The sequence below is a fragment of the Streptomyces sp. AK08-02 genome, assembly GCF_033795085.1.
GTDB classification, from domain to species: domain Bacteria; phylum Actinomycetota; class Actinomycetes; order Streptomycetales; family Streptomycetaceae; genus Streptomyces; species Streptomyces echiniscabiei.
The window spans coordinates 160,348-173,522 of record NZ_JARAZV010000007.1; the positions used below are offsets into that span (position 1 = coordinate 160,348).

Here is a 13,175-nt window from a genome sequence, read left to right on the forward strand (position 1 = left end):
GGGCGCGGTCTTTGGGAGTTGTGGAAGGGTGCGTCAGTTGTCCAGCAGCGTCGTCAGCCGCGCGCGCTGCAGCTTTCCGGTGGCCCCACGGGGCAGGGCGGGTACGACGGACAGCCGCCGCGGCCACTTGTGCCGGGCGAGTCTGCCGTCTAGGTGGGCGCGGATGTCGTCCAGGGTGGGGGCGCCGGAGTCGGTGACCAGGAAGGCGGTCACCAGCTCGCCCCAGACCGGGTCCGGCGTCCCGGAGACCGCGACTTCGACGACGCCCGGGAAGTCGGCGAGCGCGTTCTCGACCTCGGCGGGATCGATGTTCTCCCCGCCGGTGATGATGGTGTCCTTGAGTCGGCCGACCACCGAGAGCCTGCCCTCCGCGTCGAACAGCCCTCGGTCACCGGTGTGGAACCAGCCCTCCTCGTCGGTCACGGGCACCGGCCCGGAGGCGCTCCAGTACTCGGTCGCCACCGAAGGCCCGCGCGCCCGGATCTCACCGGCCACGTCCGCCGGAACGGCTGATCCGGCGGTGTCCACGACCCGCAGCTCGATCTGCGGGACGGGCGATCCGGTGGAGGCGGCCGGTTCGTCGGGCGCGGAGTAGGTCACCCCGGCCGCGGTCTCGGTCAGGCCGTAGGAGTTGACCACGCCGACCCCGCGTGCCCGGAACTGCTCGCGGGTGGCGGTCTGGGCGGGTGAGCCGCCGGACAGGATCCAGCGCAGGGTGTCCAGGTCCTCGCTGCCGAACCGGGGGTGGCGGGCCAGCAGGGCGGACATGGCCGGTACGGCGAAGGCGCAGGTGACCTTGTGGTCTCGGACCAGGTCGACGAACAGGTCCGGATCGAAGCGCGGGGCCAGGATCACCGTGCCGCGCCTCGCCCATGTGTACTGCGGAAGGCCGCCCAGCACGGCGACATGCGCCAGCGGGGTGGAGACGAGCGCGGTGTCGTCCGCGCCGAAGGGCAGCCGCGCCAGCCCGCCCACCATGCTCCAGTACAGGTTGTCGTGGGTCAGTGCCACACCCTTGGGACGGCCGGAGGTACCGGACGTGAACGCGATGATCGCGGTGTCGGAGCCGTCCGGGGTGGCGTGCGCGACCGCCTCGGGTCCGTCGTCCTCGGGATGCAGTTCCTCCCAGGCCAGGCGGAGAACAGGGGCCGGAGGAAACGCCTCGTCGGCGACCAGGGCCGTCGGGCCGGTCTCCTCGCACACGACGGCGAGTTCGCCCTCGGTCGTCTGTGGGTGCAGCGGCACGAGTACCGCCCCCATACGCGTCACCGCGAACAGCGTGATCAACGCCTCGGGCCGGGCCGCCCCCTGCATCACCACCCGATCGCCCTTGCCCACCCCGAACTTGTCGAGCCGGGCGATGGCGCGCCGTACCGCGAGGTCGAGTTCGGCGTAGGTCCAGGTCCGGTCATCGAAGACGAGGGCGGTCCGGTGGCCGGCCTCGGCCGCGCTGACGGCGAGGTGCGCGCCGAAGGTGCTGGTCATGTCCTTGCCTCCGCGGTGCGTCCGGCGCGGGCGAGCGCGCCGAGGGTCGTCCCGGTCAGGTCGGCGGCCGACACCGGTGTGTGCCGCTCCAGCAGTCGGCGGGCGGCCAGGTGCTCGGCAGGCCAGTTCAGCGTCTCGACAGCCACGAGCCGGCCCGCCCGGAACATGTAGGCGGCCAGCCGCTCGGGCGATTCACCCGGCACCAGCACCACTTCGTCGGAAGGGGAACGCAGCCCGGCGATCTGCAGCCTGATGTCGCCCTGGTCGCTCCAGAACCACGGCAGGCTCTCGTACGAGGCAGGTGACCCCGCGATACGACGGCCCACCAGCGTCCCCTGGTCGATGGCGTTCTGCACGGACTCCAGCCGCACCAGCCCCTCCGCGCGCGGATGCGGATGCCGGGCGCAGTCCCCGACAGCCGAGATCCGGGGATCGGTGACCGAGCGCAGCTGCTCGTCCACGACCACGCCGTCGTCCACGGCCAGCCCGGCCTCCCGGGCGAGACCGTCCCTGGGAACCGCTCCGATGCCGTAGACCACCAGGTCGGCGGGCAGAACGCCGTGAGAGGTGACGACCCGCTCGACCCGTCCCGCGCCTTCGAGGGCCCGTACGGCGGTCCCGGTGAGCACCCGGACACCGGCGCGCTCGTGCCGTTCCCGCAGTCGCGGTTCCAGCTCCGGTGACACGGCCCGGCTCAGCAGCCGGTCGGCCAGTTCCACGACGGTCACGCGGGTGCCGCGGGCCAGGGCGACCCGGGCCAGCTCAAGACCGATGAACCCGCCGCCGACGACCACCACGTCACGGGCCGTCTCCAGCGCCTGTCCGATCGTCAGGGCGTCATCGAGGGAGCGCAGGGCGTGGACGCCGGCCAGCTCGGCGCCGGGTACGGGCAACCGACGGTTGGTGGCGCCCGTGGCCAGCACCAGGTGGTCGTAGGAGAGACGGGTGCCGGCCCGGGTGAGGACCGTGCGGGCCCCGGTGTCGAGGGCGACCACATCGTCCCCGAGTCGGAGGTCGATGTCCCGCTCGCCGTAGAAGGACTCCGGCACCAGTTCGACGCGAACGCCGTTCGGCTCGGTGTGTGCCTTCTTCGACAACGGCGGCCGCTGGTACGGCAGATGGGGTTCCCCGGCGCACACGGTGACGGGACCGTCGTAGCCGGATGCGCGCAGCGTCGAGACGACACTGAACCCGGCCTGCCCGCCGCCGACGACGACCACGCCCGCTGTGTTCGTCATACCTGCTCCTCGGGCACATGGACGACCAGGCCTTCGAGCGCGTCGGAGAGCTGGATCTGGCAGCTGAGTCGGCTGGTGGGCCGGCGTTCGGCGGCGGTGAAGTCCAGCATCTCGTCCTCGATGTCTCCGGGCGGCCCCACCAGCTCGGACCGGTCCTCGGCGACGTAGACGTGGCAGGTGGCGCAGGAGGCGTTGCCTCCGCACTCGGCGACGATGCCCTCGACGCCGTTCGAGACGGCGGCCTGCATGAGGACGGTCCCGGACTCGGCGGTGACCTTGCGTTCGGTCCCGTCGGGCGACCGGAAGATGACGGTGGGCATGAGGTTCTCCCGATGGGGACGGCTCAGAGGGCTTGCCAGGTGACGTTCAGTGAGGTGAGTCCGCGGAACACCCAGCCGTCCATGCGGCCCGCGGCGGAGCCGCTGTCGGATGCTGTTGCGCCTGCGGCGAGGCGCAGTCCCTTCAGACGGCTGAAGACGAGGGGCCAGGCGATCGCGCTGACCTCGTGGCGCGCGACCCATGCGCCCATGCAGAAGTGCGGTCCGCCGCCGAACGCGAGGTGAGGGCGGTGCGGCCGGTCCAGGTCGAACTCGTCGGCCCGCTCGAAGACCGACTCGTCCCGGTTGCCGGAGGCGATGACGAGGGCGACGCGGCTGCCGGCGGGGAGGGTCACCCCGGCGATCTCGTAGTCCTGGGTGAGCTGGCGCGGGTACATGCCGATCGGCGAGACCCAGCGGGCCGTCTCCTCGAAGACCCGCTTCCAGGAGGAGGGCTCGGCGAGCACCCGGTTCAGCACCTCGGGGCGGTTCAGCAGCGCCCAGGCGCCGACACCGAAGACGTCACGCGGCTCGTTGACGCCTCCGCCGATGATGACCTTGACGTTGTTCTGGATCTCGGTGAGTGCCACCGGCTCGGCCGCGTGGACCATGGAGGAGATCACCGAGCCGTCGGGCTCGTGCCGGGCGGCCTCGGCGGCCCGGGCCACCGCGTCCTCGATGGCACGGGTGGCCTGTTCGGCGCGCAGCCAGATGTCGGGGTCGTCGGCGTAGTTGCTGTTGCCTGCCATCATCGCCCGTGACCAGTCGGCGATGTCGTCGGCGCTCGCGTTGCGCAGCCCCAGCACCAGGGCCAGGTTGGTGGCGACGAGCGGCTCGGCGAAGTCGGCGACGAGGTCGGCCTCGCCGTGGCCCGCGATGCGGTCGAGCAGTTCGTGCGCGGTGCGCTCGAAGCTCGCGGCCCACAGGTCGCGGACCTGGCGGGGACGGGTCGGCGGCTCGGCGGCGGCCCGCAGCCGACGATGCTCCGGGTCGTCCTCGCGGAGCATGTTCGGGCCGACCGTGCGCAGCAGCAGCGAGCCGTCCTCGCGGGAGCTGAACACCTCGGGCAGCTTCTCGGCGCGGACGATGTCCTCGTACCGGGTCAGCAGGTGGCGCCCGATGGACGGGACCCAGGCGAGCGGTGCGGTGCGGCGCAGTTCGGCGTAGGCGGGATACGGGTCCCTACCCAGCTCGGCCAGGTCCAGCTCGACGACGGGCGCGCCGGGTGCCGCCGTCTTCACGGTGCTCATGAGGTGGCGCCCGCGCCCATCAGGACGAAGAACGCCGTGGCGGGCTCGGTGCCGTTGTTGCGCCAGGCGTGGCGCGTGGCGTTCTGCACGACGATGTCGCCGGGCTTCAGGACGGCGGTCTCGCCGCCGTCGAGGTCGAGGACCAGCTCGCCGGAGAGCACGACGCCGTAGTCGACGGTGGGCGTCGTGTGCATGCCCGGGTTGTCCGGTTCGAAGAGCTCGGCGAGACCGGGGCTGAACTCCAGCTGCTCGGCCGCCGCGGCGGCCGGGTCCCAGCCGGGGTCGGCGTAGACACTGGCGGGCGCGAAGGTGACGGTGAGCGCGACCGTCTCGCCCGGTGCGGGTACGAAGGAGTGCAGGGATGCCGTCGGATCGGCCGACGGGACAGCGGGAGCCGCCGTGTTCCACACGAGCGAGCGGGCGAAGCCGGGGGTGTGGACGGACCGACTGGTGCGCGGCGGCTCGCCGTCGCTGACGATCACGGGCTTGCCGCTCGGGCTGACACCGGTGACGACTCGACGGGTCATGATTCTCTCCCTTGAGAAACCAACCTACTGTTAGATGCTTGACGGTAAAGGTTCTAACTATTCTCGCGGTCGCGCTCCGGCGGATTTGAGCACGAGTCGGTGGGCGGCCGGTTTCCCGGGGCCCGGTCATTCCGCGGGCGGGGTCTCCTGGTTCACCAGCGTACGCAGCAGATGTACCAGCTCACTGAGCTGATCGTCACGGAGTACGCCGGTCCAGGCCCGCTCCCGCTTCGTCTGGGCCTCGATGGCCTGTCGCAGCGTCTCGCGGCCCTCCGGGGTGAGTTCGACGAACAGCTGGCGCCGGTCGGACTCGACGCGCTCGCGGGTGACCAGACCCCTGCTCTCCAGGGTCGCCAGCGCGCTCGAGATGCTGGCGCGGGTGGATCCGGAGACCCGGCCGATGTCCTGCTGGCCGAGCGCGCCGTAGATCCACAGGGCGTTCAGGATCCGGAAGCCCGCCCAGGTCAGGCCCAGCGGCCGGTGGACGTGCTTCTCGAAGTCCTTGGTGAGCCGGGCTTCGAGGCGGGTGAGGTCGGTGACCATCTCGATCGCGTCGAGGTCGCGGGGATCGGTCGTGCCCAGCTCACGATGGTGGTGGCGCAGCAACTCCGAGAACTCCCGGGTCCGGCTCACGCCGGCACTCCCCGTCTCGCGCACGATGTCCGTCACGGTCTCCCGCCCTTCCTCTGCCTAGCCGGCGACGACCGGATTGACCATAGTGCCCACGCCCGTGACCTCGGTGCGCAGAACCTTGCCCTCGGTCAGGTACAGCCGCGGGGTACGACGGACACCGCAGCCGGCCGGGGTGCCCGTGAAGATCAGGTCACCGGGCTCGAACGTCACCCGCTTCGACAGCCAGGCGATCAGCGCGGGCACGGGGAAGATCAGGTCCGAGGTGCGGCCCCGCTGGACTTCGAGGTCGTCGACCCAGCCGGCCACCTCGATGTCGTCCGGGTCCTCGAACTCGTCGACGGTCACCAGGTAGGGACCGATCGGGCTGAAGGTGTCGTAGGACTTCGGCAGCGTGAACTGGTTGATCGGCTTGCGCCACTGCTCCCGCCGGTCGCTGACGTCCTGCCCGGCGGTCACGCCCGCGACGTACGACCATGCGTCCGCCTCGGGGATGTTCTTGCCCGTCCTCCCCATGACGACGACGAGTTCGGCCTCGAAGTCGACCTTGTCGAACTGCGGCTCGACGACGATCCGGTCGTAGGGACCGACGACGGAAGAGGCGAACTTGGCGAACACCGACGGCTCGTCCGGCACGGGGAGGCCGGACTCCTCGGCGTGCGCACGGTAGTTGAGGGCCACCCCGATCGCCTTGTACGGCTTGGCGACGCGGCCCAGGTCACTCGGCTCGAACGGCTTCCAGTCCGCCTCGTCGACCCGCTCGGCGAGCGCGCGCAGTTCCTCGTGGAGGGAGAGGTCGGACAGGACGTCGAGGCGCGGCTCGATCGCACCCTTGCTGGCGTCCGCGATGTCCAGGGCGCGGTCGCCCCGCACGAGGACGGGACGGCCGGCGAGGTTGGCGAGCTTCATGCGGGCACTTCCTTCTGGTCGGGCCGCGGGAGGGGGAGCGCGAGGTCGCCCTCCGTCAGGACGCCGAGCGTGTTGATGACGGTGGCGATGGTCAGGTACTGGCCGACGGTGTAGAGGACGTCGATGACCTGCTCGGTGCTCAGGCGCGCGGCCAGCCGGTTCCACAGTTCGTCGTCGACGCCCTGCCGGTCGACGAGCGAGTCGGTGGTGGTGAGCAGTACCCGGTCGAGGTCGTCGAGTCCGTCCCAGGCGCCGGTCGCGGCGGCCAGGATCACCTCGTCGGCGAGGCCCGCGCGGCGGGCGATACGGACGTGCTGGTCCCACTCGTACGCGGCCTGCGCCCGGGCGGCGATCCGCAGGATCATCAGCTCCCGGGACTTCAGGGGGAGGGTGTTCTTGCCCAGCACGTGGTTACTGAAGACGAGATAGCGGCGCAGCGCGTCCTCATGGTGGGCCAGGGTCGCCCAGATCGCGTAGATCCGGCCGTCCTGATCACGGTAGGGCGCCAGCGACGCCAGTGTCTTCTCCTGCAGGTCGGCCTCGTCGACGGGCTGCAGGCGGGGCTTCTCCGGCATCGGAGTCCTCCTCGGCTCGATGACGTCAACGTATTAGTCAGAGCCTTGACCGTCAAGGGTCTAACAAATATCGTCCTCGGTATGACGATCCAGAGCCTTGGTTACGTAGGGATCGGCGCGCCCGATCCGACAGCGTGGGCGGAGTACGCCCGCACGGTGATCGGCCTCGCGGTCGAACCCGGAGCCGCATCCGACAGCGGCTCCACCCCGGGCGCCGGGCCCGCGCGCTATCGCCTGCGGATGGACCAGCATCCGTTCCGCATGTGGCTGACCGAGGCGGAGACCGGGGGTGTGACAGTCATCGGCTGGGAGGTCCGGGACGGGGCGGCGATCGACGCGATGACGGCACGGCTCAAGGAGGCCGGCGTCGACGTCACTGCGGGCACGGAGGAGGAGTGCCTGGACCGCCAGGTGACCCGCATGGTGCACTTCGGCGGCCCGCTCGGCATCCGCACCGAGCTGTTCTGCGGCCGACGTCTGGCCCCCAGCCAGTTCGTGTCACCGCTCGGCGTCGACTTCGTGACCGGCGAGCAGGGGCTCGGGCACGTCGTGATGAAGACGCCGCACGTCCAGGAGGCGGTCGACTTCTACTGCGACGTCCTGGGCTTCCGGCTCAGCGACACCGCCGACTACCCCTGGGGCACGTTCTACTTCCTCGGCTGCAACCCGAGGCACCACAGCGTCGCCTTCATCCGTTCGTACAAGAACGAGGGCACCCACCACATCCTGTGCGAGGTGACCACCCCGGAGGAGGTCGGCCGCGCCCTCGACCGCACGCGCGCGCACGACGTCGAGCTCATGGCCACGCTCGGCAAGCACGCCAACGACGGGATGTTCTCGTTCTACATGACCTCGCCCGCCGGCTTCGGCATCGAGATCGGCGCGGGCGGCGTACAGGTCGACGAGAGCACCTGGGTCAGCCGTACGTACACGGCCGACGTCTGGGGTCATCACCCGGTCCCGTAGTCCGACTTCGCGTTTCTCGACCCCTCCGAAAGAAAGCGGGCCGTATCCCATGCTTCTCGAGAGCTATCTGCAGGACATCTGGGTCGCGCCGTCCGCCGGCGGTTCAAAGGCGGTCGACGTGCACGACGCCGTCACCGGCGGGACGGTCTGCCGCGTCTCCTCCCAGGGCCTGGACCTCGCGGGCGCGTTCGACCACGCGCGCCGCGTCGGCGGCCCCACGTTGCGCGCACTGAGCTTCCACCAGCGGGCCGATCTCCTGGACGCGCTCGCCACGGCCGTCCGTGCCCGCCGTGACGAGCTGTACGCCCTCTCGATCCGCGCCGGAGCCACCCTGAACGACGCCCGCCACGACGTCGACGGCGGCATCCGCGTCCTGCGCGACTACGCGGCCCGTGCCCGAACCGAGCTGCCGGACGCGCCCCACCTCGTGGAAGGCCCCGCCGAACGCCTCGCCCGGGGCGAGGACTTCCTGGGTGTCCACCTCGTCAGCCCATCCCCCGGCCTGATGCTTCAGGTGAACGCCTTCAACTTCCCGGTGTGGGCGCCACTGGAGAAGCTCGCCCAGGCGCTGCTGGCGGGTATGCCCAGCGTGGTGAAGCCGGCCACTCCGACCGCGTACCTCACCGAGCACCTCGTCCGGATCGTCACCGACGCCGGCGCCCTGCCGCCGGGGGCCCTGCAGATGGTCGTCGGTTCGGTGCGCCCGGCACTCGGCCTGCTCGGCGAGCAGGACGTCCTCTCCTTCACCGGCTCCGCCGCCACGGCCGCGACGCTGCGCACACACCCCGACCTGGTGGCCCGTTCCGTCCGCTTCAACGCCGAGGCCGACTCCGTCAACGCCATCGTGCTGGCCCCGGACGTCACCCCGGGTTCCCCGCTGTTCGAGGCGTTCGTGCGCGAGGTGGTGACCGAGATGACCGTCAAGGCGGGCCAGAAGTGCACCGCGATCCGCCGCGTCCTCGTCCCCCGCGAGCACGAGGCCGCGGCGCTCGACGCGATCGCCTCCGAGCTCGCCGTGGTCACCATCGGGAACCCCGCCGCGGAGGGTGTGCGGATGGGGCCTGTCGTCAGCCTCGCCCAGCGCGACGACGTACGACAGGCCGTGCGGAAGATCGCCCGGTCCGGACGTTTCGTGCACGGCGACCCCGAGAAGGTGCGCCTGATCGACGCCGACCCCGATCGGGGGGCGTTCCTCGACACCCTCCTCGTCTCCGCCGACCCGGACGCCGCCGCACCGCACGAGGTGGAGCCGTTCGGACCGGCCGCGACCGTGCTGGCGTACCGCGACACGGCCCACGCGACGGACCTGGTGGCGCGCGGCCGGGGCAGCCTCGTGGCCTCTGTCGTCGGCGACGACCTGGCCTGGACGACCGCCTTCGTCCGGGATGCGGCCCCCTGGCACGGGCGACTGCACCTGCTGGACTCGACGAACATGGCGCAGACCACCGGCCACGGATCGCCGCTTCCGGCCCTGAAGCACGGGGGTCCCGGCCGGGCCGGCGGCGGATCGGAGATGGCGGGCACCCGTGGTGTCGTGGAACTGATGCAGCGCACGGCGCTGCAGGCATCGCCACGGGTTCTCGACTGGCTGCGGAGCACCCCGTCGTCCTCACCTTCGGACGACGCCTGACGTCTTGTGGGCCGGACGGGCACACGTCTTGTCTCACCCAAGTTATGCGTATAACTTGACTCGGAGGAGCAGAGTTCTGCGTCCGCCAGATCACGGAGAGGAGGTCCCCATGAACACGAGTCACGGGAGCCGCCACCTGTGGATCTTCGGCGACCACTCCTTCCGCAGCGAGTTCTACGGCTGACGAGGCACCCGACGTCGAGGGCACACGTATGCCCTCGACTCCGGCTCCACGGCACCCAAGGTGCCCTGTCCTCGTCCTCCACAGCCAAGGAACTTCGCCATGTCCCAGTTCTCCCCTGCCCACTTCCCGATCCCGCACGACGGCACCCGGTGGGCCGCCCGCCACATGCCGATGCTGGCAGCCACCATGCGGACGCACGCGGCGGCGTTCGCGGGCCGCCGGATCGGCATCTGCCTGCACATCGAACCCAAGACCGCCGTGCTGGTCGGATACCTCGCCCAGGCCGGCGCCGAGATCGTCCTCACCGGGTCCCCCGGCACCACTCAGGAGGACACGGCGGACGCGCTGCGCGACCACGGCGTCACCGTCGTCGGCCACCGTTCCGACGACCTCGCCCAGCACGGCGAGAACATCGCGCGGGTCCTGGACGCACAGCCCGACCTCATCCTCGACAACGGCGCCGACCTGATCGAGGGCGTTCTCGCCCGTGGCGGCCTGCCCGGTCTCACCGGCGCCACCGAGGAGACCACGACCGGCGGCCTGCGCATCCGCTCCTGGGAGGCGCAGCCGGACTTCCCGGTGATCGTCATCAACGACAGTCGGCTCAAGCTGCTCGTGGAGAACGAGTTCGGTGTCGGCCAGAGCGTCGTCCAGGGCTTCATGAACGCCACCAACCTCATGATCCCGGGGGCCCACGCCACCGTGGTCGGCTACGGCCCCTGCGGACGGGGCGTCGCCGACACCCTCGCCCACCTCGGCGCACGCGTCTCGGTCGCCGACACGGACCCCTATCGTGCGCTGGAGGCCGTGATGGCGGGCCACCAGGTCGGCGAACTCGTCGACCTGCTCCCGCGTACCAGGTTCCTGTTCCTGGCCACCGGCCATCCCGGTGTCATCGGTGCGGCGGAGCTCGGGGCCCTGCGGGACGGGGCCGTCGTCGCAGGTGTCGGACACATGCCCTGGGAACTGGACGCGAACGCGCTCGCCGAGCACACGGCCTCCGTACGGCGCTCCGGACCCAGCGGACAGGAACGCGCCGTGCACCGTCTGCACGACGGCCGCGAGATCGTGATCCTCGCGGACACCAAGATGATCAACCTGACCGCCGCCAAGGGCAATCCCATCGAGGCCATGGACCTCGGCCTCACCCTGCAGGCGCGCAGCCTCGCCGCGATCGCCACCGGTGACGACGTGTCGCTCGCGTCCGGTGTCCAGGCCGTGCCGGCGCCCGTGGACCGGCAGGTCGCCGCCGACCTGGTCGCCACCCTGTCCCGTATCTGAGTTCCCGCATACGGCGGCATACGTCGGCATACGGCGACCAGAACCTCACCTGCCCGGCCGTCCCCGGGCAGGTGGGTCCGCCCTTGTCGAGGGCCCCCAATGGCCGCCATCGGCCGGAGCGCCGATCGTGGGACGGTCAGGATCCTCGTGCCGCCCCTCTGCCGAACCGGACCCGAGGCGGAGGCAGGGCCGTGAGCGGACTCCGGTCACGACGAAGCGGGGCAGGCCCGAGCCGTACCCCGCTTCACAAACCGTCCGCGAAGCGGCTCAGAACAGCTTCTCCTCCTGGTTCACGATGAAGTCCGCGGGCATCTCCGGACTCCAGACGGCCGGCGGACAGTCCCAGTCGTTCGCCTTCCAGTTCTCCGTGATGCGGTCCATGTCGCTGGAGTACTCGATCCAGCTGCCCCACGGGTCCCTGACGTAGTGGAAGAGATTGGAACCGAGGGTGTGCCGGCCCAGCCCCCAGCCCCGCTGATGCCCGGCCGCCGCCATGGCCCGGGCGCCCATCGCGATCTGGTCGATGTCGGCGACCTCCCAGCTGGAGTGGTGCAGGCCGGGGTGTGTGCCGGGTACGAATCCGAAGACGTGGTGGTCTCCGGGGCCGGAGTTCATGAAGGTGGCCATTCCCCGGATGCGGTCGGACAGACGCAGTCCGAGCGTGCGGGCGTAGAAGGCCTCGGACGCGTCCAGGTCCGAGCTGAAGATCAGCATGTGTCCCAGCCGACGGGGCTTGGGCGCCTCGTCGGCGTTGAGCCATCGAGCCTGGTCGACACGCCGGATCCGGTCGCCGAAGTTGACGTCGTGGGCGTCGGTCGTGCCGAAGTCGCGCCACGGCGCGAGCCGCTCGTCACGCAGGTTGATCAGGTTGCCCTCGTGATCGCGCAACCACAGTCCTTCGGCGAATTCGGCCGGCCCGTCGACCAGCCTCACCCCCAGCCCCTCCAGATGGCGCCGCCACTCCGGAAGCGAGCCCTCCTCCACAGCGAAAGCGACATGATGGAGCCTCTTCACCGGCCCCTCGACGAGAACCGTCTGGTCCTGCTCACGTCCCTCGCATCGGACCACCACGGAACTGCCGCGCTCGGTCGTCTCCAGGCCGAAGGTCCGGTAGAAGCTCTCGCCCACGTCCAGGGAGGGAACCTGGAGCCCGTAGTGCACAAGGCCTTTCACACGCAGCATGTGTTACTCCTCGGGATTTCGGCGCCGGCGTGCGTCCCTGCAACCGACTCCGCAACAAGTGTGTACACCTAGTGGCCGTGAAGTCCAGAGGCTCCCCGAGAATCCGCACCTCGGAGCAGACTTGGGGACCTCAGGCCGCCTCACCATCGGGGACGGCCTCGGGCCCGCACACCATGGCCAGGGCCTGCGCGACATCGTGCGAGGCACGGTCGGGGGCGAGGTCGCCGAGGACCCAGCCGGCCGTCCGCGCCAGATGCCGCGCACTCAGCCGCGCCGCCCGTTCGGCCTGCCCCGCCACGACGGCGGTGAACAGGTCGTAGTGCTCCTGACGGCGCCGCACGAAGGCGTCCGGGCGCCGGGCCTGGGCAGCCCGCACATAGCGCTCACTGCGCTCCGCGTACGACGTGATCGTCCGCAGGACCGAGGGGGTGCAGCGCACGACGAGCAGCCGGTGGAACATGCGGTGCGCCTCGTGCCAGGCCGGCGGATCCCCGCCCACTTCGGCCCTGTCCATGTCATGGAGCTGGGCGGACGCCTCCTGCACCTCCGAACGCGTGAGCCGCCCCGCACTCAGCCGCACCCCCACGCTCTCCAGAGCGATCCGGGCCGCGTACAGACAGTCCAGATCCGCCGCGTCCAGCCCGGCGACCCGGGCGCGGTGGTTGATGTCGGCATCAATCAGACCCTCCTCCTGGAGCATCCGGAACGCCTCGCGCAGCGGGGTTCGACTGACCTCGAACCTGCGGGCCAGCTCCGCCTGCCGCAGCTCCGATCCCACGGGCAGGACGCCTTCCAGGATCAGCCGCCGCAGATGGTCGTGGATCTCGACGCTCGTACGCCGGGGATGCGAGATGACCGGCCGCGACACTCCAGGGAGCTGCTCCGAAACGTCCGCCCCGTCCACAGTCCGCACCCTCGTCTCCTCTTCGGGCCCTTCCGAACCTGGCCATCACGCTGTCGAGAGCCTACTCTGGCGGGCGTAATGTGTATACACATGCCCT

The 13,175-nt window shown here is 70.7% G+C and carries 13 protein-coding genes; 3 read left to right on the forward strand and 10 right to left on the reverse strand.

Annotated elements, in window-relative coordinates:
* Positions 1 to 33 precede the first annotated feature (33 nt).
* From PV734_RS16310 to PV734_RS16345, 8 genes are all read right to left on the reverse strand, one after another.
* Positions 34 to 1,485 (reverse strand): class I adenylate-forming enzyme family protein, encoded by a 1,452-nt coding sequence (locus PV734_RS16310; protein WP_319097634.1) that lies wholly within the window; start codon positions 1,483 to 1,485, stop codon positions 34 to 36.
* The gene (locus PV734_RS16315; protein WP_319097635.1) at positions 1,482 to 2,723 is read right to left on the reverse strand and encodes an NAD(P)/FAD-dependent oxidoreductase; all 1,242 of its coding nucleotides are present in this window, start codon (positions 2,721 to 2,723) and stop codon (positions 1,482 to 1,484) included. The genes PV734_RS16310 and PV734_RS16315 overlap by 4 nt, the downstream gene beginning before the upstream one ends.
* Positions 2,720 to 3,043, reverse strand: coding sequence for a 2Fe-2S iron-sulfur cluster-binding protein (locus PV734_RS16320; RefSeq protein ID WP_319097636.1), 324 nt, complete (start codon positions 3,041 to 3,043; stop codon positions 2,720 to 2,722). The genes PV734_RS16315 and PV734_RS16320 overlap by 4 nt, the downstream gene beginning before the upstream one ends.
* A gap of 23 nt (positions 3,044 to 3,066) precedes the next feature.
* Positions 3,067 to 4,290 carry a cytochrome P450 gene (locus PV734_RS16325; protein WP_319290024.1) on the reverse strand — a complete coding sequence of 408 codons (1,224 nt, stop codon included), beginning with the start codon at positions 4,288 to 4,290 and terminating at the stop codon, positions 3,067 to 3,069.
* Entirely contained in the window at positions 4,287 to 4,817 is a 531-nt protein-coding gene (locus tag PV734_RS16330) for a cupin domain-containing protein (RefSeq protein WP_319097638.1), read from the reverse strand. Before PV734_RS16330 ends, PV734_RS16325 begins: the two co-directional genes overlap by 4 nt.
* Positions 4,818 to 4,943: 126 nt before the next feature.
* Entirely contained in the window at positions 4,944 to 5,486 is a 543-nt protein-coding gene (locus PV734_RS16335; protein WP_319097639.1) for a MarR family transcriptional regulator, read from the reverse strand.
* 21 nt (positions 5,487 to 5,507) lie between these two features.
* Positions 5,508 to 6,356, reverse strand: coding sequence for a fumarylacetoacetate hydrolase family protein (locus PV734_RS16340; RefSeq protein WP_319097640.1), 849 nt, complete (start codon positions 6,354 to 6,356; stop codon positions 5,508 to 5,510).
* A complete protein-coding gene (locus PV734_RS16345; protein ID WP_319097641.1) occupies positions 6,353 to 6,931 on the reverse strand; it encodes a carboxymuconolactone decarboxylase family protein in 579 nt (192 codons plus the stop codon). Before PV734_RS16345 ends, PV734_RS16340 begins: the two co-directional genes overlap by 4 nt.
* Positions 6,932 to 7,012: 81 nt before the next feature.
* On the opposite strand from PV734_RS16345, the gene PV734_RS16350 reads away from it, so the two are divergent.
* From PV734_RS16350 to PV734_RS16360, 3 genes are all read left to right on the forward strand, one after another.
* Entirely contained in the window at positions 7,013 to 7,897 is an 885-nt protein-coding gene (locus PV734_RS16350) for a VOC family protein (protein WP_319097642.1), read from the forward strand.
* 49 nt (positions 7,898 to 7,946) lie between these two features.
* On the forward strand, positions 7,947 to 9,527 hold the full coding sequence (gene paaZ, locus PV734_RS16355) for a phenylacetic acid degradation bifunctional protein PaaZ (RefSeq protein ID WP_319290026.1): 1,581 nt from the start codon (positions 7,947 to 7,949) through the stop codon (positions 9,525 to 9,527).
* A gap of 283 nt (positions 9,528 to 9,810) precedes the next feature.
* Positions 9,811 to 10,992, forward strand: a complete 1,182-nt coding sequence (locus PV734_RS16360; RefSeq protein ID WP_319290029.1) for an adenosylhomocysteinase — start codon at positions 9,811 to 9,813, stop codon at positions 10,990 to 10,992.
* Between the two features lie 267 nt (positions 10,993 to 11,259).
* Here the strand turns inward: PV734_RS16360 and PV734_RS16365 are convergent, their stop codons facing one another.
* Together PV734_RS16365 and PV734_RS16370 are read right to left on the reverse strand one after the other, a co-directional pair.
* Positions 11,260 to 12,174: a VOC family protein gene (locus PV734_RS16365; RefSeq protein ID WP_319097645.1), complete on the reverse strand. Its 915-nt coding sequence runs from the start codon at positions 12,172 to 12,174 to the stop codon at positions 11,260 to 11,262.
* 130 nt (positions 12,175 to 12,304) lie between these two features.
* On the reverse strand, positions 12,305 to 13,087 hold the full coding sequence (locus PV734_RS16370; RefSeq protein ID WP_319097646.1) for a GntR family transcriptional regulator: 783 nt from the start codon (positions 13,085 to 13,087) through the stop codon (positions 12,305 to 12,307).
* Positions 13,088 to 13,175 lie beyond the last annotated feature (88 nt).

Coding starts and splice junctions, on each gene's coding strand:
- PV734_RS16315 (WP_319097635.1), bottom strand. CDS start 2,723: ATGACGAACACAGCGGGCGTGGTCGTCGTCGGCGGCGGGCAGGCCGGG.
- PV734_RS16310 (WP_319097634.1), bottom strand. CDS start 1,485: ATGACCAGCACCTTCGGCGCGCACCTCGCCGTCAGCGCGGCCGAGGCC.
- PV734_RS16350 (WP_319097642.1), top strand. CDS start 7,013: ATGACGATCCAGAGCCTTGGTTACGTAGGGATCGGCGCGCCCGATCCG.
- PV734_RS16330 (WP_319097638.1), bottom strand. CDS start 4,817: ATGACCCGTCGAGTCGTCACCGGTGTCAGCCCGAGCGGCAAGCCCGTG.
- PV734_RS16345 (WP_319097641.1), bottom strand. CDS start 6,931: ATGCCGGAGAAGCCCCGCCTGCAGCCCGTCGACGAGGCCGACCTGCAG.
- PV734_RS16340 (WP_319097640.1), bottom strand. CDS start 6,356: ATGAAGCTCGCCAACCTCGCCGGCCGTCCCGTCCTCGTGCGGGGCGAC.
- PV734_RS16320 (WP_319097636.1), bottom strand. CDS start 3,043: ATGCCCACCGTCATCTTCCGGTCGCCCGACGGGACCGAACGCAAGGTC.
- PV734_RS16365 (WP_319097645.1), bottom strand. CDS start 12,174: ATGCTGCGTGTGAAAGGCCTTGTGCACTACGGGCTCCAGGTTCCCTCC.
- paaZ (WP_319290026.1), top strand. CDS start 7,947: ATGCTTCTCGAGAGCTATCTGCAGGACATCTGGGTCGCGCCGTCCGCC.
- PV734_RS16325 (WP_319290024.1), bottom strand. CDS start 4,290: ATGAGCACCGTGAAGACGGCGGCACCCGGCGCGCCCGTCGTCGAGCTG.
- PV734_RS16360 (WP_319290029.1), top strand. CDS start 9,811: ATGTCCCAGTTCTCCCCTGCCCACTTCCCGATCCCGCACGACGGCACC.